The organism is Leisingera sp. ANG59 (assembly GCF_013317235.1).
In the GTDB taxonomy this organism is placed as follows: Bacteria; Pseudomonadota; Alphaproteobacteria; order Rhodobacterales; family Rhodobacteraceae; genus Leisingera.
Map to the genome: position 1 here is coordinate 32032 of NZ_WLCM01000011.1, position 16147 is coordinate 48178.

Annotated in this window: 23 protein-coding genes; 10 read left to right on the plus strand and 13 right to left on the minus strand. The window is 64.2% G+C overall.

Translation table 11 applies throughout. The features are described from left to right. Positions 1–74 precede the first annotated feature (74 nt). On the minus strand, positions 75–968 hold the full coding sequence (locus tag GKC28_RS11930) for a LysR family transcriptional regulator (protein ID WP_217434061.1): 894 nt from the start codon (positions 966–968) through the stop codon (positions 75–77). Between the two features lie 100 nt (positions 969–1068). Between GKC28_RS11930 and GKC28_RS11935 the strand changes: the two genes are divergently transcribed. Continuing rightward, entirely contained in the window at positions 1069–1521 is a 453-nt protein-coding gene (locus tag GKC28_RS11935; protein WP_174147107.1) for a PACE efflux transporter, read from the plus strand. Between the two features lie 90 nt (positions 1522–1611). Continuing rightward, positions 1612–2247: a DUF1326 domain-containing protein gene (locus GKC28_RS11940; protein WP_174147108.1), complete on the plus strand. Its 636-nt coding sequence runs from the start codon at positions 1612–1614 to the stop codon at positions 2245–2247. A gap of 8 nt (positions 2248–2255) precedes the next feature. Here the strand turns inward: GKC28_RS11940 and GKC28_RS11945 are convergent, their stop codons facing one another. Further along, positions 2256–2519, minus strand: a complete 264-nt coding sequence (locus GKC28_RS11945) for a 50S ribosomal protein L20 (RefSeq protein WP_174147110.1) — start codon at positions 2517–2519, stop codon at positions 2256–2258. 181 nt (positions 2520–2700) lie between these two features. Between GKC28_RS11945 and GKC28_RS11950 the strand changes: the two genes are divergently transcribed. Beyond that, on the plus strand, positions 2701–3054 hold the full coding sequence (locus tag GKC28_RS11950; RefSeq protein WP_174147112.1) for a GFA family protein: 354 nt from the start codon (positions 2701–2703) through the stop codon (positions 3052–3054). A 2-nt stretch (positions 3055–3056) separates the two neighbouring features. On the opposite strand, the gene GKC28_RS11955 is transcribed toward GKC28_RS11950, so the two are convergent. Continuing rightward, positions 3057–4223: a sterol desaturase family protein gene (locus tag GKC28_RS11955; protein WP_174147114.1), complete on the minus strand. Its 1167-nt coding sequence runs from the start codon at positions 4221–4223 to the stop codon at positions 3057–3059. Positions 4224–4315: 92 nt separating this feature from the next. After that, positions 4316–5083, minus strand: coding sequence for a helix-turn-helix domain-containing protein (locus tag GKC28_RS11960; protein ID WP_174147115.1), 768 nt, complete (start codon positions 5081–5083; stop codon positions 4316–4318). Positions 5084–5151: 68 nt separating this feature from the next. Here GKC28_RS11960 and GKC28_RS11965 point away from each other — a divergent pair, with 68 nt between their 5' ends. The 3 genes from GKC28_RS11965 to GKC28_RS11975 all read left to right on the plus strand — a co-directional run bounded on the left by GKC28_RS11965 (position 5152) and on the right by GKC28_RS11975 (position 7104). After that, entirely contained in the window at positions 5152–5754 is a 603-nt protein-coding gene (locus GKC28_RS11965; protein WP_174147117.1) for a pyridoxamine 5'-phosphate oxidase family protein, read from the plus strand. Positions 5755–5893: 139 nt separating this feature from the next. Next, positions 5894–6235 (plus strand): copper resistance CopC family protein, encoded by a 342-nt coding sequence (locus GKC28_RS11970; RefSeq protein ID WP_174147119.1) that lies wholly within the window; start codon positions 5894–5896, stop codon positions 6233–6235. Between the two features lie 146 nt (positions 6236–6381). Then, positions 6382–7104: a copper resistance D family protein gene (locus GKC28_RS11975; protein ID WP_254604212.1), complete on the plus strand. Its 723-nt coding sequence runs from the start codon at positions 6382–6384 to the stop codon at positions 7102–7104. Between the two features lie 117 nt (positions 7105–7221). On the opposite strand, the gene rplT is transcribed toward GKC28_RS11975, so the two are convergent. The 4 genes from rplT to pyk form a co-directional block, all read right to left on the minus strand. Then, the gene (gene rplT / locus GKC28_RS11980; protein ID WP_008557989.1) at positions 7222–7587 is read right to left on the minus strand and encodes a 50S ribosomal protein L20; all 366 of its coding nucleotides are present in this window, start codon (positions 7585–7587) and stop codon (positions 7222–7224) included. A 15-nt stretch (positions 7588–7602) separates the two neighbouring features. Next, positions 7603–7803 (minus strand): 50S ribosomal protein L35, encoded by a 201-nt coding sequence (gene rpmI, locus GKC28_RS11985; RefSeq protein ID WP_019298273.1) that lies wholly within the window; start codon positions 7801–7803, stop codon positions 7603–7605. A gap of 118 nt (positions 7804–7921) precedes the next feature. Then, entirely contained in the window at positions 7922–8143 is a 222-nt protein-coding gene (locus GKC28_RS11990; RefSeq protein WP_174147123.1) for a hypothetical protein, read from the minus strand. A gap of 91 nt (positions 8144–8234) precedes the next feature. Then, positions 8235–9680 (minus strand): pyruvate kinase, encoded by a 1446-nt coding sequence (gene pyk, locus GKC28_RS11995; protein ID WP_174147124.1) that lies wholly within the window; start codon positions 9678–9680, stop codon positions 8235–8237. Positions 9681–9798: 118 nt separating this feature from the next. Here pyk and GKC28_RS12000 point away from each other — a divergent pair, with 118 nt between their 5' ends. The 3 genes from GKC28_RS12000 (at position 9799) to GKC28_RS12010 (ending at position 11267) form a co-directional block, all read left to right on the plus strand. Further along, positions 9799–10536, plus strand: a complete 738-nt coding sequence (locus GKC28_RS12000; protein ID WP_174147126.1) for an N-formylglutamate amidohydrolase — start codon at positions 9799–9801, stop codon at positions 10534–10536. A 96-nt stretch (positions 10537–10632) separates the two neighbouring features. After that, entirely contained in the window at positions 10633–10872 is a 240-nt protein-coding gene (locus GKC28_RS12005; RefSeq protein WP_174147127.1) for a DUF6868 family protein, read from the plus strand. Positions 10873–10952: 80 nt separating this feature from the next. Next, positions 10953–11267 carry a DUF1244 domain-containing protein gene (locus tag GKC28_RS12010; protein WP_174147129.1) on the plus strand — a complete coding sequence of 105 codons (315 nt, stop codon included), beginning with the start codon at positions 10953–10955 and terminating at the stop codon, positions 11265–11267. 91 nt (positions 11268–11358) lie between these two features. On the opposite strand, the gene GKC28_RS12015 is transcribed toward GKC28_RS12010, so the two are convergent. Continuing rightward, positions 11359–11766 carry a helix-turn-helix domain-containing protein gene (locus GKC28_RS12015; protein ID WP_174147131.1) on the minus strand — a complete coding sequence of 136 codons (408 nt, stop codon included), beginning with the start codon at positions 11764–11766 and terminating at the stop codon, positions 11359–11361. 155 nt (positions 11767–11921) lie between these two features. Here GKC28_RS12015 and GKC28_RS12020 point away from each other — a divergent pair, with 155 nt between their 5' ends. After that, positions 11922–12749: a dienelactone hydrolase family protein gene (locus GKC28_RS12020; protein ID WP_174147133.1), complete on the plus strand. Its 828-nt coding sequence runs from the start codon at positions 11922–11924 to the stop codon at positions 12747–12749. Positions 12750–12786: 37 nt separating this feature from the next. On the opposite strand, the gene GKC28_RS12025 is transcribed toward GKC28_RS12020, so the two are convergent. The 4 genes from GKC28_RS12025 to GKC28_RS12040 form a co-directional block, all read right to left on the minus strand. Then, positions 12787–13623 carry a PHB depolymerase family esterase gene (locus GKC28_RS12025; RefSeq protein ID WP_174147135.1) on the minus strand — a complete coding sequence of 279 codons (837 nt, stop codon included), beginning with the start codon at positions 13621–13623 and terminating at the stop codon, positions 12787–12789. Positions 13624–13786: 163 nt separating this feature from the next. Next, positions 13787–14023 carry a hypothetical protein gene (locus tag GKC28_RS12030; RefSeq protein ID WP_174147137.1) on the minus strand — a complete coding sequence of 79 codons (237 nt, stop codon included), beginning with the start codon at positions 14021–14023 and terminating at the stop codon, positions 13787–13789. A 324-nt stretch (positions 14024–14347) separates the two neighbouring features. Then, the gene (locus tag GKC28_RS12035) at positions 14348–14887 is read right to left on the minus strand and encodes a hypothetical protein (protein ID WP_174147139.1); all 540 of its coding nucleotides are present in this window, start codon (positions 14885–14887) and stop codon (positions 14348–14350) included. 391 nt (positions 14888–15278) lie between these two features. Further along, positions 15279–16139, minus strand: coding sequence for a D-amino-acid transaminase (locus GKC28_RS12040; RefSeq protein ID WP_039170459.1), 861 nt, complete (start codon positions 16137–16139; stop codon positions 15279–15281). Positions 16140–16147: the final 8 nt, after the last annotated feature.

The window sequence follows — 16147 nt, forward strand, 5'->3', positions numbered from 1 at the left end:
AGCAAGAGGGCTAGGGCCGATGCCCTGACGGTGTGTCACCACGGCGTGCGGCGACGGGCCGGCGACGGCAACCCTCAGCACCGCCAGGCCTCCTGCGGCAGCTTCAGCAGATGCTGCTGCAGCCATTGCCCGGCCTGCCCCAGCACCCGCTGCGACGTCCAGACCACGTCGATGCCGGCCAGCGCATCGCTCTGCTGAAAGCCATAGCACAGCCGTACCAGCGCGCCGCTGTCCAGATGCGGCTGCACCGCCGGCAGCGGCAGCTCGGCCCAGCCCAGCCTCTGCCGCAGCAATTCGATAATCACGCCCGGGCTTTCCGCACACCACACCATGGCGCTGTGGGGTTCGCCGATCTGCCATTTCGCGTCCCGGGCGCGGCTGCGCAGCACCAACTGGCGGTGCGCCCGCAGGTCGCGGTGGGCCAGCGGGCCAAGGGCGGCCAGCGGGTGACCCCGCCCGCAAACCGGCACCACCGCCATGTGGCCGACGCCGCGGAACTGAAACCCCTCGGGGTAAAACTCCTGCTCGGTCATCAACCCCAGATCGGCGCGGCCTTCTTTCAGCAGCGCCGCGGTGTCATTGGGGCCAGCCGACAGGATCTCCAGCGCCACGTGCGGATAGGCTTCGGCAAAACCGCCCAGCGCCTCCAGCAGCGGCGCCATGTTCAGCCCCTGCTCGACCGCCAGGCACAGGCTGTCCTCCACACCTTCAGCCATCGACGCCGCCTTGGCCGCAAACTCCCGCTGGCCCAGGAGGATCCCGCGCGCGTGGGGCAGCATCTCCTGCCCCGCCCTTGTCAGCACCGGCGAGCGCCCGCTGCGGTCGAACAGCTGCAGCCCGCAGTCAATCTCCAAATTGGCAATCGCGGTGGAAATTGCCGACTGCGCCTTGCCCATCCGCCGCGCCGCGGCCGAGAACGAGCCCAGTTCGGCGGCCAGCACAAAGGCCTGCAGGGTTTCTGGAGACATCATGGCCCACCTATCTGTCTTTCAGATACATACTGACTGGATGCATCATGAAATACCGATAGAACCAAGGCAACGCCCAGACTGCAAAAGGAGGCTCAGGATGGCAGGCAACGTTGCAATGCGGACAGCCAAGGACCGGCTGCGCTACACGATCAGTTTCGAGATCCTGCTGATGGCAGTGCTGGTGCCGGTCGGCGCCGCCTTCTTTGACAAACCGCTCAGCGATATCGGCCTCCTGGGCGTCATCCTGTCGCTGAAGGCAATGCTGCTGAACCTCCTCTACAACTGGATCTTCGACCAGGCCGACGCCAGGGCGGGACGGGTTTCCAGCGACCGCTCGCCGGTGGGCCGTATCCTGCACGCCATCGGGTTTGAGGCAACGCTGCTGATCACCTCGCTGCCCATCTACATCTGGTGGCTGAACCTCGGTCTCTGGCAGGCCCTGGCCACCGACCTGACGGTGACCTCCTTCGTGGTGGTCTACACCTACGGCTTCACTCTCGCCTACGACCGCCTGTTCCCGGTCGCCGCGGCGGAGGCTGGCTGCTCCTGACCCGCCGCCCGGCTTGGGCACCGTTTATGTGCTATACTTGCGGTGCGCGGGACAGCGCATCCCATTCAGCAGAACAACCGGAGGACAGCCATGGCAAATGTGGATTGGTATATCGAAGGCCCCAGCTTCGGGAACTGCAACTGCAACTACGGCTGCCCCTGCCAGTTCGAGGACCTGCCCACCCATGGGCATTGCACCGGATTCGAGGTGTTCCAAATCGACAAGGGCCACTTTGGCGAAACCGACCTGGCGGGCGCCCGCGCCGCCCTGCTCTATGCCTGGCCCGGCCCGGTATTCGAAGGCAAGGGCGCGATGCAGGCGATCATCGACGACCGCGCCACGGAGGCACAGCGCGCGGCGCTGGAAACCGTGCTCACGGGCGGAGAAACGGATGAAGAAGCCACCCACTGGTGGGTTTACCACGCCATGTGCGACACCGTGCATGAGACACTGACCAAGCGGATCGACTACGAGGTCGACATAGAAAACCGCACCGCCAAGCTGGACATCGAAGGGCTGGTCACTTCCAGCGGCCGCCCGATTCAGGCCCCGCATGGCGGCGGCGAGCACCGGGTCCGCATCGACATTCCCGGCGGCATCGAATTCACCCTGGCCGAGATCGGCAGCGCCTCTACCAGGTCCGATGCTGCGATCAAGCTGGACCTGAACGACAGCTATGGCCAGTGGGCCATCATCCGCCACGGCCCCCACGGGGTGGCGGCCTGAGGTTCAGCTCAGGCGCTCAGGCAAGCGGTAAATACTGCGTGTTTTTCCTTGGTAAAGACTCCGCCCGGCTGCACACCTGCGGCCTCTTCCGGCGTCATAAACTTGTAAAGATCGCCCTGGATGCCCGCTTTCTTCCAGCAGCTCTCAATCTGTGCCTTGGTAATGCTGGCGGACGCGGCCTGCGGCCTGGCGGTGAACGTTTCAGTGTTCGTGCTGCTTTGACAGCCAGCCAGCAACACAGCACCGGCAGCGCACATAATGTTAAATTTCATAAGTCCAAACCGGCTCTTCTCTTGCGAACGAAGGCGCAACTTAGACTAAAGTGCAGGCGCGTCAACACTATTGCAGCCCGATCCCGCCCCCGGAGCTGCCTGTGGAAAATTCCTGGCCAGAATAACAAGAAATACTCCGTTCAGCCCGTGCAACGCGCTTGAACGCCAAGGGAGATACACCATGAAAACCTATTCAGGCAGCTGCCATTGCGGCGCTGTCCGCTGTTCCTTCCGCGCACCGGAAATCACCAGCGCGATTCAATGCGACCGCTCGATCTGCATCCGCAAGACCGCCTGTCTGACCCCGTTCAAGGTACCAAAGGAGGCCATGACGATCGCCGCAGCCGATGGCGCGCTGAAGACCTGCAGGTTCGGCTCCATGGCTGCGAGGCATCATTTCTGCGGCACCTGCGGCATCCGCACTTTTGTGGAGCCGCGCTTGTCGCCCGGCACCTACCGCGTCAACCTGGGTTGCGTCGAAGGAGTGAATGCCCTGCTTCTGCCGTCAGAGATTTTTGATGGCAAACGGCTCTGACCTCAATCCCGGCGGTCCTCATCCGGCTGCTTCTTCCAGCGCTTCTGGTTGAACGGGTACAGGAACTGCCGCCAATAGCCGTTTGGCACCGTATCACCGGCCACCCCGTACTTTGACGGCCAGGCCTGCTCCGGCAGGTGGTGGGTGCCGAACAGCCAGTCATAGAGCGGAAAATGCGAGGCATAGTTGATGTCGATCGCCGCCCGCTCGCTGCCGTGATGCCAATGGTGATAGCGCGGGGTGACCAGGAACCGCTCCAGGAAGCCCAGCTTCCAGCCGATGTTGGCGTGGATGAAGCTTGAATAGAAGTAGACGATCAGCAGGTATCCTTGGATCGCCTCCGGCTTGAAGCCCAGCGTGAACATCGGCACCGCCGTCAGCCCGCGCAGCACCGCAATTTCGATGAAATGCATCCGCGCGCCGGCCAGCCAGTCCATCTTCTTGGCTGAATGGTGGATCGCATGGAAGTGCCACAGCGCCGGGAAACTGTGAAAGGCACGGTGCACCCAGTACTGCACGAAATCCGTCGCGGCCATGATGATCAGCACCTGCACCGCAAAGGGCAGATTGGTGATGTGGGCGCGGATCCCCTCCAGATCAAACTCGGTGTTCACATAGTACGCGGGTGCCATGGTCAGGAAAGTCAGCACCTGCACCAGCATGGAACTGACCAGATAATAGAACATGTCCTCGCGCCATTCGGTGCGGAACACGGTCTGCTCGCGCCGCGCCGGAAAGAACCGCTCCAGCGGCACAAACAGGAACCCGACCAGCAGCACGTTCACCACGAAATAGTCGAGCCCGAAATACAGGCTCTGCGGCGCCTCGCCTGCATGCTGCGGCTGCGCCGTGGCCATCAGCGAGGCCGCAACGGATAGCCCCAGCGCCGCCCAGCCCAGGCTTTTCTGGCGGCTCAGGATCAGGCTCAGCAGCGACAGCGCATAGCCCGCCAGCAGCACAAACCGCAGAAAGGCGGTGACATAGCCGCTGGAATGCACGAAGGCGATCTGCGGATAGGAGAACGTCTCAGGGTACCAGCGCAGCAGCACCAGCAGCAGCCCGGTGATGGCCGCCAGCAGCGCCATGGAGCCCGACAGCCAGCCGCTGCCCAGCGGCCGCGCCTCGCGCGGGGCTTCCAGTTGCGCGATCACATCCCGGATGAATTTCATGCTGGCCTCACTCCGTCAAAGTCCGGCGCAACCTGCCATATCGCGGCGCATTCCGCGATTCCGGAAATCACTACGATGCGGCACGGACCCGGTCAAACCACCCGCCGCATCATCGCCAGCAGCGACTGGCGGCTGGCGTAGCCCAGCTTTTGCGCAACCAGCTCCATCCGCGCGCCGCGCGCTTCGGCCCGCAGCGCGATCTGGCAGCGCAGCCGGTCGCGCCAGCGCCCGAAGCTGAGACCGGTCTGCTGCTGGAACCGGCGGGTGAAACTGCGGCGGCTCATCCCCGCCAGCGCCGCCCAATGATCAATGGTCTGCATGCTCCCGGGGCTGTCCATCAGCGCATCGCAGACCCGCTGCAGCCGGGCGTCACACGGATAAGGCAGCGACAGCGGCGACTTCGCGGCCGCGCCCAGCTCGATCAGGATCAGCCGGCTCAGATGGTGCGCCCGCGGCGGCAGCGGCCAAGGGTTGTTCATTTCGCACAGCGCCGCGATCAGACCCGCCAGCAGCGGCGCCACCGTCACCGCCCGGCACTCCGCCATCGCATCCGCCCCCGGCTCCGCCGGGTCGATATACAGCGATTGCAGCTGCACCTCCCCCGCCATCCGGATCTCATGCAGCACACCTGCCGGCACGATCAGCCCTGACCCCGCAGGCACCGCCCAGCTGGTGCCGCCGGCCTCAGCCATCATCAGCCCGGCCACGGCATAGACCAGCTGATGGCGCGGGTGGTCATGCCAGGCGGAAACATAGCCGTCCGGATAGCTGCGCGCGTAGGATACCACCCCATGCGGCAGCAACTGCACCGCATCGGACGAGGACGATCCCCACCGCCGGATGTCCGCATTCTGGCCCATTTGCGCGAAACCTGGCCCCATCGCCACGAAAGGGCAAGCTAAAACGCAACCAAGAGGAGGCCGGACCCATGCAGACACTCACCAGCACTGATGAGCTAGAGGCTATCTACGGCCCCCCGGTGCCGCAGTCTCTGACCAAGGTCGCCACCTGCTTGACACCGCTTTACCGCGACTGGATCGGCGCCTCGAAGTTCGTGATCCTGTCCTCCATCGGACCTGAAGGCACCGACGCCAGCCCGCGCGGCGATGACGGCCCGGTGGTGCATATGGCGGACGACCGCACCCTCTGGCTGCCCGACTGGCGCGGCAACAACCGAATCGACAGCTTGCGCAACATCGTCCGCGACCCGCGTGTCAGCCTGATGTTCATGGTGCCGGGCTGCAACAACGTGGTGCGGGTGAACGGCACCGCCGTGCTGACCGCGGACGAGAGCCTGCGCAGCCACTTCGCCCGCAAGTCCCTGCTGCCTGCCACCGTCGCGGTGATCACCATCCAAGAGCTCTATTTCCAGTGCGCCAAGGCGCTGATGCGTTCCCGCCTGTGGGACCCGGACGCAGACCGTCCGGCGGTCCCCACGGCCGGCCAGTTCCTGAAGGAGCAGCAAGGGGGATTCGAAGCCGAGGCTTATGACGCCGGCTATGCGGAGTATGCCAAATCCCGGATGTGGTAGGGACAGAGTCGGCCAAGAGCGCCCTGGACACCGTGAAGCAGGGAAACAGGGGGTGACAGCCAGCGGCACAGCCATGATACTGCCGTGCAATTGCACTGTCTGGTGCGCAGTTGGAAACATGACCCCAGGGGCACACTTAATGAAAAAACTTGCCGTGGCCGCCTTCGCAGCGGCCCTCGCCACAGGCTCGGCGGCGCATTCGCCGGTGGAGAGCACAACACCAGCAAACGGTGCTGCGGTAACAGAGGTTCCCGCAGAAATCAGCCTCAGCTTCGCAAACGACATCCGGCTGACGCGGGTGGAAATGGCGCATCAGGACCACGGGCCCGTTCCACTGGACCTGGACGGTCCGGCACGGTTCGACCGGACCTTCGTCCTGCCCCTCCAGGGGATGGGCGCAGGCACGTACCGTATCGAATGGCGCGGACTGGGGGCTGACGGCCACGCCATGCGGGGTGAGTTTTCGTTCCAGGTCGAGTGAACATGCCGGATCTTTGGGGACTGGCCGCGATCCTTGCGAAACTGGCGCTTTATGCCGGTTTTCTAGGGGCCGCCGGACTGGTGATTATACGTGCGGCGTTTCCTGCGCCTCTGTCACTGCTTGGCGGCCGGACCAGGAAACAAGCCATGCGCCTTGCCGTCATTGCACTGGCTGCGGCAGTCATGAGCTTTACCCTGCGCGGGGCGGCTTTAACGGGCAGCGCCCAAGGAATGGCCGACCCGGAAATTCTGGCCCTGCTGTGGCAAACCCAGGCAGGTGGAGCGCTGATCTTACGGATCGCAGCGGGTGGCCTGCTGCTAGCAGGGCTTTGCATCCCGGGTCCTGGCCAGTGGATCGCACTGGCCGGCGCAGGAGCCGGCTTGTGGTCCCTGACTCAAATCGGGCATATCTCCGGGCTGGAGCAAACCGGCGTGCGCCTGCTTCTTATGCTTCACCTTGCGGGCGCAGCTTTCTGGATCGGCATACTCAGTCCGCTTCGCAGCCTGTCGCGGCAGCCGAAGCATCTGGCAGGCGCCGCTCACTTGGGCCACCGGTTCGGGCAGGCTGCGGCAGTGATTGTGCCCGTGCTGATCCTGGCAGGTCTGCTTATGGCCTGGCTGCTGGCAGGCGGGCCTGCGGAATTGTTCAACACGGGATACGGGCAAACCCTGCTTGTCAAACTGGGTCTCGTGGGGGGGCTTCTTGGTCTGGCAGCAGTGAATAAGACTCGCTTTGTGCCCGCCATGCAGGCCGGTGATGCCCTAGCAGGCCGCCGCCTGGCGCGGTCCATCGAGGCGGAAAAGCTGATCCTCCTCGCAATTCTGGCCGCTACCGCGACCCTCACCAGCGTTCTGCCCCTGCCGCACTGAGTTCCCCCGGTCCTTTCCCATCTCCAGCCGGAAACAACCGGCTCAGACCCGCGCCCCAAATGCAAAAAGGCCGCCCCGATGGGCGGCCTTTTCTGAATTCTGATTGCGACCGGAGCCTTAGGCGGCCAGCGCGTCCTGTGCCTGACGAACGATCGCGCCGAAGGCTTCGGGCTCGTGCACGGCCAGATCGGCCAGAACCTTACGGTCCACTTCGATGCCGGCCAGGGTCAGGCCGTTAATGAAGCGGGAGTAGGTCAGCGCTTCGTCGTGCGAACGGACAGCAGCGTTGATCCGCTGGATCCACAGCGCGCGGAAGTTGCGCTTGCGGTTCTTGCGGTCGCGGGTTGCGTACTGGTTCGCCTTGTCGACGGCCTGACGGGCAACCTTGAAGGTGTTCTTGCGGCGGCCGTAGTAACCTTTGGCTGCCTTGATGACCTTCTTGTGACGGGCGTGAGTCGTGGTACCACCTTTAACGCGGGACATATCTCAGATCTCCTCTTAGCGGTCGTAGGGCATGAAGCCCTTGACGATCTTGGCGTCGGGTGCCGACAGGGTGGTGGTGCCGCGGGCGTCGCGGATGAACTTGGTGGTGCGCTTGATCATGCCGTGGCGCTTGCCGGCCTGACCCGCTTTCACCTTTCCGGTCGCGGTAATCTTGAAGCGCTTCTTGGCGCTCGACTTTGTCTTCATCTTGGGCATTTCCGTCTCCTTCAATGCGGGTTCGCTAGACGCGCGACTCGGCATGCCTAAGAAAGGCCGGCCGCGCGGAACAGAGCTGCCCTTTACGCAATGCTTGCACCGGGGGCAAGCGGATTCTCTAAAGAAACCGGCCGACAACCCGGAAAAACACGTCCGGAATCTCCTCGACGCTGTAGCCGCCGGGTTTCATCAACACCGCATAGGTAACCAGCCCGATGGCAATCAGGATGGTCAAAACCGATGCCCGCGGCGGGCGGCGTTCGCTGAGCGCGGACATGACCGACGGCACCGTGAAACCCGCAATGATCAGCCCCAGGATCAGCGCCAGATCCGTATCCATGAACCACGTCCCCCGTCAACACAGCAACACGGGAAATGGTAGGCGCAGGCAGCGGCATTTCAATCGCCGCCCCCCTGCCCCGGCTGGCCGCTTACTCCGGGTCGGTGCTGTAGATCAGCCGCTCGTCGCAGGGGGCAATGCGCAGGATGTTGGTGGTGCCCGGCACGTTGAAGGGCACGCCCGCGGTCACCACGATCTGGTCGCCCTCGCCGGCATAGCCGCCTGCGCGTGCGGCGCGCGCGGCACTGACCACTGCGCCCTTGAAGCGGTCCAGCTCCGGCGTCATCACGCAGGTGCAGCCCCAGCTGAGGCACAGCCGCCGCGCGGTGGCGCTGACCGGGGTCATCGCGATGATCGGCACGCCGGGGCGTTCCCGCGCCGTCAGCAGCGCAGTGGTGCCGGACTGGGTGAAGCAGCAGATCGCCTTGATCTCGGTCTTCTCCGCAATCTCCCGCGCCGCCGCGACGATGCCATCGGCCACGGTGGTGCCCTTGGCCGAGCGCGAGGCGGCGATGATCTGGGTATAGGTCGGGTCCGCCTCGACCTCGACCGCGACCTTGTCCATGGTCTGCACCGCCTGCACCGGGTACTGGCCCGCCGCGCTTTCGGCGCTCAGCATCACCGCATCCGCGCCCTCATAGATGGCGGTTGCCACGTCCGAGACCTCGGCGCGGGTCGGCATCGGGCTTTCGATCATGCTCTCGAGCATCTGGGTTGCCACGATCACCGGCTTGGCGGCAGCCCGGCACTTGCGCACCAGCCGCTTCTGGATCGGCGGCACCGCCGCCACCGGTAGCTCGACGCCCAGATCGCCCCGCGCAACCATGATGCCGTCGGAGGCATCCAGAATGGCCTCGAAATCCTCCACCGCCTGCGGCTTCTCGATCTTCGACAGCACCGCGGCGCGGCCGTCGGCCAGCGCGCGCGCCTCATAAACATCCTTGGCCCGCTGCACAAACGACAGCGCCAGCCAGTCAACGCCCAAGCTACAGACAAATTCCAGGTCCGCCCGGTCCTTCTCCGACAGCGCCGCCAGCGGCAGCACCACGTCGGGCACATTCACGCCCTTGCGGTTGGAAATCGTGCCGCCGGTCTCCACCGTGCAATCAGCAAAGTCCGCGCCGCAGTCATCCACCACCAGGCGGATCTTGCCGTCATTCACCAGCAGATGCGCCCCCGGCTCCAGCGCTTGGAAAATCTCCGGATGCGGCAGGCACACGCGCGCGGCGTCCCCCTCCGCTTCATCCAGGTCGAGGCGGAACTTGGCGCCTTCCTCCAGCTCCTCGGCACCGTTGGCAAATACGCCGACGCGCAGCTTCGGCCCCTGCAGGTCGGCCAGGATCGCGATCGGGCTGTCCAGATCCTGCTCCACCTGGCGGATGATCTTGTGCTTCTCGGCGATCTCCGGGTGGCTGCCGTGCGACATGTTCAGGCGGAACACATCAGCCCCCGCCTCATGCAGCGCGCGGATGGTGTCATAGGTCTCAGAGGCCGGCCCCAAAGTGGCGACAATCTTCACATTGCGCGATCGTTTCATAGGGGTCTTCTCCTCCGGACCTGAATAATGTTACCGCAAACAGCTTGGGGTGCTTATCCCCCAATTCCCATTTCCGCGCAACTCCCGTAAAGAGAATGCGGCAAAACATATCAGGCTCATGACATACACTCCCTTTTTTGTTCACGGTGCAGACCGCCCCGCCCGCTGGCTGATCACATGCGACCACGCAACCAACCATGTGCCGGAGTTTGCCGGCGGCGGCGACCTTGGCCTCCCGCGCGAGGATATGGAGCGCCACATCGCCTATGACGTCGGCGCCTACGAGGTGTCCAAGCTGCTGGGCGAGATGCTGGACGCGCCGGTGGTGGCGTCGAATTTCTCCCGCCTGGTGATCGACCCCAACCGCGGCGAAGACGACCCGACCCTGCTGATGAAGCTCTATGACGGTACCATCATCCCCGCCAACCGCCACGCGGGCGAGGCAGAGCTGAAGGAGCGGCTGGAAGGCTGCTACCGCCCCTACCACCGGGCCTTGGCGCGGCTGGCGGAACGGCCCCGCACGGTGATCGTCTCGGTGCACAGCTTCACCCGCCAGCTGCGCGGGCGGCCGCCGCGGCCCTGGGAGATCGGCATCCTGTTCCCCGCGGGTGAACGGTTCTCTCCCTTTGTCATTGACGAACTCAACCGCGAGGATGGCTTCTGCGTAGGCGTCAACGAGCCCTACACCGGCTATCTGCCCGGCGACGCGATCGAAACCCACGCCACCAAGCCGGGCCGCCCCAACACGCTGGTCGAGCTGAGGAACGATCTGATCGCCGAGCACAAGGGCCAGCACGCCTGGGCCGAACGCCTCGCCAGCATCCTGCCCAAGGCGCTGGAAGCCTCCGGTCTCTGATTCCCGCGGCACGGGAAACAGCCCCATGTTGCAGAACAGGCCGCGAATCCCCATATCTGTAACGGAAACGCGGGATTTTCCGGGAAAGGAGCAGTCATGACCCAGGAAAGCCTCTCTGCCTTTTTCGGCTGGCTGACCGTTTTGCATATCGGCCTGTTCACCCTCTCCGTTGTGCTTCTGATGCTGACGCGGGACTGGACCGCCCAACTGCACGCCCGCATGTTCGGTCTGGCGCCTGCGGATGTCAGCCTGACGGTCTACCGCTGGCTCGGCACCTACAAGATCGTTATTTTTGCCACCGCACTGGGGCCGTGGCTGGCGCTGCAGCTGGTCTGACCAGCCGCCCGCGCCCATTGCCCGCCCCCGCTGCGGCTGCTAGGCCTGCCGGGACGCAAGACAACTCCGGAGCCACCGCCATGGACAAGCAAACCGAGATCGAAATCCAGGCCGCCGCCTTCCGCCGCCTGCAACAGCACCTGATGGAAGACCGCACCGATGTGCAGAACATCGACCTGATGAACATGGCCGGCTTCTGCCGCAACTGCCTGGCCCGCTGGTACCAGGAAGCCGCCAACGAGCGCGGTATCGAGATGGACAAGACCGAGGCCCGCGAAATCTACTACGGCATGACAATGGATGAGTGGAAAGCCAACTACCAGACCGAGGCCAGCGCCGAGAAACAGGCGGCCTTCGAGGTGGCGTTCAAGGAAAACGTGACCGACAAGCAGTAAGCAGGCGGAAGGGGCGCTGCCCCTCTTGGCCGTGCGGCCAATTCACCCCGGAGTATTTGCCCAAAGGTGAAGAGCCGGGCTGGCCGCCACCTCAGCCCCTCAGCCGCAGGGAGGCGCGCGCTGGATCAACCGGCGCGCCATCCGCGTCCACCAGTGCGACCTGAAGCGGTGCGCCGGTCTCCCGGTCCACAACCCAGACCGGCGCCGCGCCACCAGTCACATGCGCCTCTCCCCATTGCGCCAGTGCCAGGAACGTCAGCGCCAATCCGCGCCCGGCTTCGGTCAGCACATAGGCCTGACGCACCCGGTCGCCCGCCTCCTGATAGGGCTGTTTCTCCAGCACCCCCCGCGCCACCAGACTGTTCAGCCGGTCCGTCAGCGTTGATCGCGGCGCCTTCAGGTCTTCGCGCATATCGTCATAGCGGCAGACGCCATAGAAAGCCTCCCGCAGGATCAGCAGCGTCCAGCGGTCGCCGAGGATTTCTGCGGCCAGCGCCATCGGGCACTGCTCCTTGGGCACCAGGGCGCGGCGGCGGACGGCGGGCAGGGTTTCACGGGAATCAGAAGCTGGGTTTGACATACGGACCCAGATAGGGGATTTCTATCTGAGTTCAAAATTGAGACTCAGATTCGCAAGCAGGAAGGACATCCCCCATGACCCAGCAGCGCCCGATGGACCAGGATGACGCGCTCGAAGATTTCGAGCCGCGCCGGATCACCCTCAACGATGCGGAGAAAATCGTGCATGTGTCCGGCCGGGGCCCGGCGGTGATCGTGATGGCGGAAATGCCGGGGATCAGCCCGCATGTGGCACGCTTTGCCCGCTGGGTGCGGGATGCCGGCTTCACCGTCTACATGCCGTCGCTGTTCGGCCGCGACGGTGCCGTGGCCACGGCAGAGGATGGTGCAGACGTGTTCCGCCGCGCCTGCGTCAGCGCCGAGTTCCGCGCCTTTGCATTCAATGGCGCCAGTCCGGTCACCCAGTGGCTGCGGGCGCTGGCGCGGCTGGCGCATCAGGAATGCGGCGGCCCCGGCACCGGTGCCATCGGCATGTGCTTCACCGGCAACTTTGCGCTGTCGATGATGCTGGAGCCTTCCATGCTTGCCCCGGTTCTGGCCCAGCCCTCGCTGCCGCTGGACAATCCTGCGGGGGTCCAAAGCCCGCCCGAGGAACTGGCCGCTGTGCGCGCTCGGCTGGAGCACGAGGACCTCACCGTCCTGGCCTACCGCTTCCAGGGCGACGCGTTCTGCCAGGCGCAGCGCTTTGCCGCCTATGCCGAGGCGCTGGGAGAGCGTTTCGACGCCCGCACCCTGCCGGACAGCGCCGCCGCCGCGGAGGTGCCACCGTTCTTTGCCAAACACGTTCCCACCCCGCACAGCGTGGTCACCGCGCATCTGGTGGATGAGGCAGGCAGCGCGACCCTGGCCGCGCGGGATGAGATCCTGGGGTTCTTCAGGCAGCGGCTGGCAGCGGGCCGCTGATCACAGGGCGGCGGCACGGCAGCTCTGGCCTGCCGCCTCAATTCTCCGGGCTTTCAAACCAGTCCAGCGCCATTTTGCTCCAGCCCTTGGGCAGGCCATGGCCGCCCTTGTGCAGGATCAGCTCCAGCCCGCCGGCTTCGCAGTCCCAGCGCTTGCGCCAGATACCATCTTCGGTCCCATGCTCTGCAGCATTTCTGCGGCAGCTGTTCTCGCGCCGCCACAGCTGCAGCCCCTCCCAGATATCTGCCTGCACGATCTCCGCCACCGAGCCCTGGATCACCCGCCCCTCCAGCGGCACGACCTTGTCGGAAAATCCGTGGATGTGCAGCAGCCGAACCGGCCCCTTGCAACCCTGCGCCATCGGCAGCCAGAACCCCCCGGCAACCGGGGCATAGGCAGCGGCGAACCCAGGCGCCTGACAGGCCACATCCCAGACCATCGATCCGCCGCGGGAAAAGCCGCTCAGCAGCAGTTGATCCGGCTCTACCCCGGCCCGGGCCGCGGCATCTGCCAGCACTTCATGCAGGAACACCAGGTCACGGCGCGGATAGGTGTTCCAGCCGTCGCGCACCGACCAGTCTGCGGGTTTGCCTTCTGCCCAGGGCAGGCCGCTGGGGGCAATCACCGCATAACCGCGCTGCGTAAAAGCCGCCACCAGCCCAGTGTTGGCGATCACCTTAGCGCCGCTGCCGCCATAGCCATGCAGGAACATCACCGCCGGCCCGCCCTGCCAGCCGTCCGGCAAGGCCAGGTGGTATGCGCCGCCGTCAACCCGGCACGGCACTTCCCCGCCGCACCGCGCGTCCTGCGCCGCCGCGGCTGCCGGCACGCCCAGCAACACTGCGGCCAGCGGCATCAAAATCCGTTTCAGCATCTGTCCCCTCTCTGTCCAGCTTGCACGCCAGCCTAGCACAACCCGCCGGCACTGCTGCCGCCAAGAAAAAGGCCGCCCGTTCTGGGCGGCCGCTCCAAAATGTCTTTCTGAAATTAACCGGACCGCAAGTCCGCGGCTGGGCGCGCCCCCCCGAAGGCGCGCCCTAACCGCGCCAGCGGCCCAGAAAACGCGCTGCCAGCGCGCCAGAGGCCGGACGCTCCCGCGCCAGGAGCTTGCCAGCCAGCCACCCCTGGCTGGCAGGCGCCTTGGCATAATCGGGGTGCTCCACCTCTTCCGCGATCAGTACCTGACGCACAGCAGCCAGGATCTCCGCGTCGCTCGGCTCTGCGGCCTCGCTGTTCACGGCTTCCCCAATCTCCGGCTGATAACACTGTTGCATACTGGCACCTCCACGGTTTGCGGCTCTGGCTGGCGGCCCCCCTGGCCGGCTTCCATCGCCTGAATTCAGAATACCGCAAGGCGCTGCTTAAGAGCGCGTTTTGTGTAAAATTAGTTAAAATCCTGAGCCGTAAGACGGGTTTCGGGAACAGTCGCCCAGCCCGGCGCCCATTGTTGCCAGAGACTGGAAAATACGCTGTTTCATCCGCTTTGAATCCAGGCTTTTGCGCTCTGCCGCACAGCCCGGAACAGCGGAATTGATTCTCTTTTGAACAAAAAAACCGCCCCGAAGGGCGGCCTTTCCGGTCTTCACAAACTGGCGCCCTCAGTGCCGGCGGAAAACCCGCTCTGCATTGGCGCCAAAGGATTTGACCAAAGACAGGCTGAACCGGGTGCTGTTGCCACCGGTACTGAAGTAGCTCCGGGCTGCAGACGCATAAAGATTGTAGCCTTTCGGCATCTTGGCACGCAGCCCCAAGGAAAACCCTTTGTTATCCTCATACACTGACCCGTATGCAGACCCCGTGGTAAAAAACTTCGTTTGACCGCCCAGGCCGGGCAGTTCGTATTCACCGTTCGCCCTGACGATCGGGTCAGACCCGCTGCCAAGGATTTCAGTCACACCGATACCCGCCTGTCCCCAATCCGCAAAATGGGAATAGTCCAGATTCACCGACTCACTTTCGCCGACTGCCGGGCCGGAATTCCAGAATTCATGCCGGTATTTGAAATAGCCAAGGCTGATTTCATGAGAGCTGCCGATATCCCAGGCCGCGCTGAGGCTGTAGCTTGTAGAGCGATCAGTCCCATCCCTCAGTTCCTTGTCCTCGACAAGCCGCTCGAAATCCCGGGATACCCCCGCCATCAGCCGGAAGCTGTCTCCCAGGAGCACACCGGCCCGGATGCCTGCGCCAGCGCTGGCAGTGTCCAAATACTGGTCACCGGTCCTTTGGTTCAGGGTGACAGATGCCTCCACCGCTGTCCGCTCCGGCAAAGATTGCGCTCCGGCGGTGGTTCCAGCAGCAAAGGTGAAGGCTCCGCAGAAAACTGCGGTTAGAAAAAGCTGTTTCAAAATCCGGCTCTTAAACTATGTGTCTTGCTGCAAGCCACATCCCGAAAGACACCATGAATTGCAAGACGATCCCGCCGCACACGCAATCAGGTTCCGCAACTAATACAAACCGGCAACAAGGTGCCAAGAAAAACGGGCTGGAAAATCCAGCCCGTTCCGCAGCTTCCAGATCCGGGGCCGAGCCTCAGACCGCTTTCTTGCGGCTTTCTTCCAGGTAGATCTCGCGCAGGCGCTTGGCGATGGGTCCGGGGGTGCCGTCGCCCAGGGTGACGCCGTCGATTTCCACCACCGGCATCACAAAGGCGCTGGCGGAGGTGGTGAAAGCCTCGTCGGCTTCCTTGGCTTCCTCGATGGTGAACAGGCGCTCCTCGATCTCCATCTGCGCTTCCGCCGCCAGACGCAGCACCGCGGCACGGGTGATGCCGTGCAGGATGTCATTGGACAGCGGCCGGGTCACGATCTTGCCGTTCTTGACGTAATAAGCGTTGTTGGAGGTGCCCTCGGTCACATAGCCGTCTTCGATCAGCCAGGCATCATCGCAGCCGGCCTTCTTGGCCATCATCTTGCCCATCGACGGGTACAGCAGCTGAACGGTCTTGATGTCGCGGCGGCCCCAGCGAATGTCCTCGATCGAGATGATCTTGGCGCCCTTCTGCGCCGCCGGGCTGTCGGCCAGGCCCGGCTTGTTCTGAGTGAACAGAACCAGCGACGGCGGAGTGTCTTCGGACGGGAACACAAAATCCCGGTCGCCGTCGGAGCCGCGGGAGACCTGCAGGTAGACCAGGCCTTCCTCGATGCCGTTCAGCTCCACCAGCTTGCGGTGGATTTCCAAGAGCTCCTCCTTGGAGCACGGGCTGGCCATGTCCAGCTCCTTCAGCGAGCGGTCCAGGCGCACCGCGTGGCCTTCGAAGTCGATCAGTTTGCCGTCGAGGACAGAAGTCACCTCATAAACCGCATCGGCAAACAGGAAGCCGCGGTCAAAGATCGAAACCTTGGCCTCACCCTCGGGCAGGTATTCGCCATTCACATAAACAGTACGGGTCATTGTTGTCT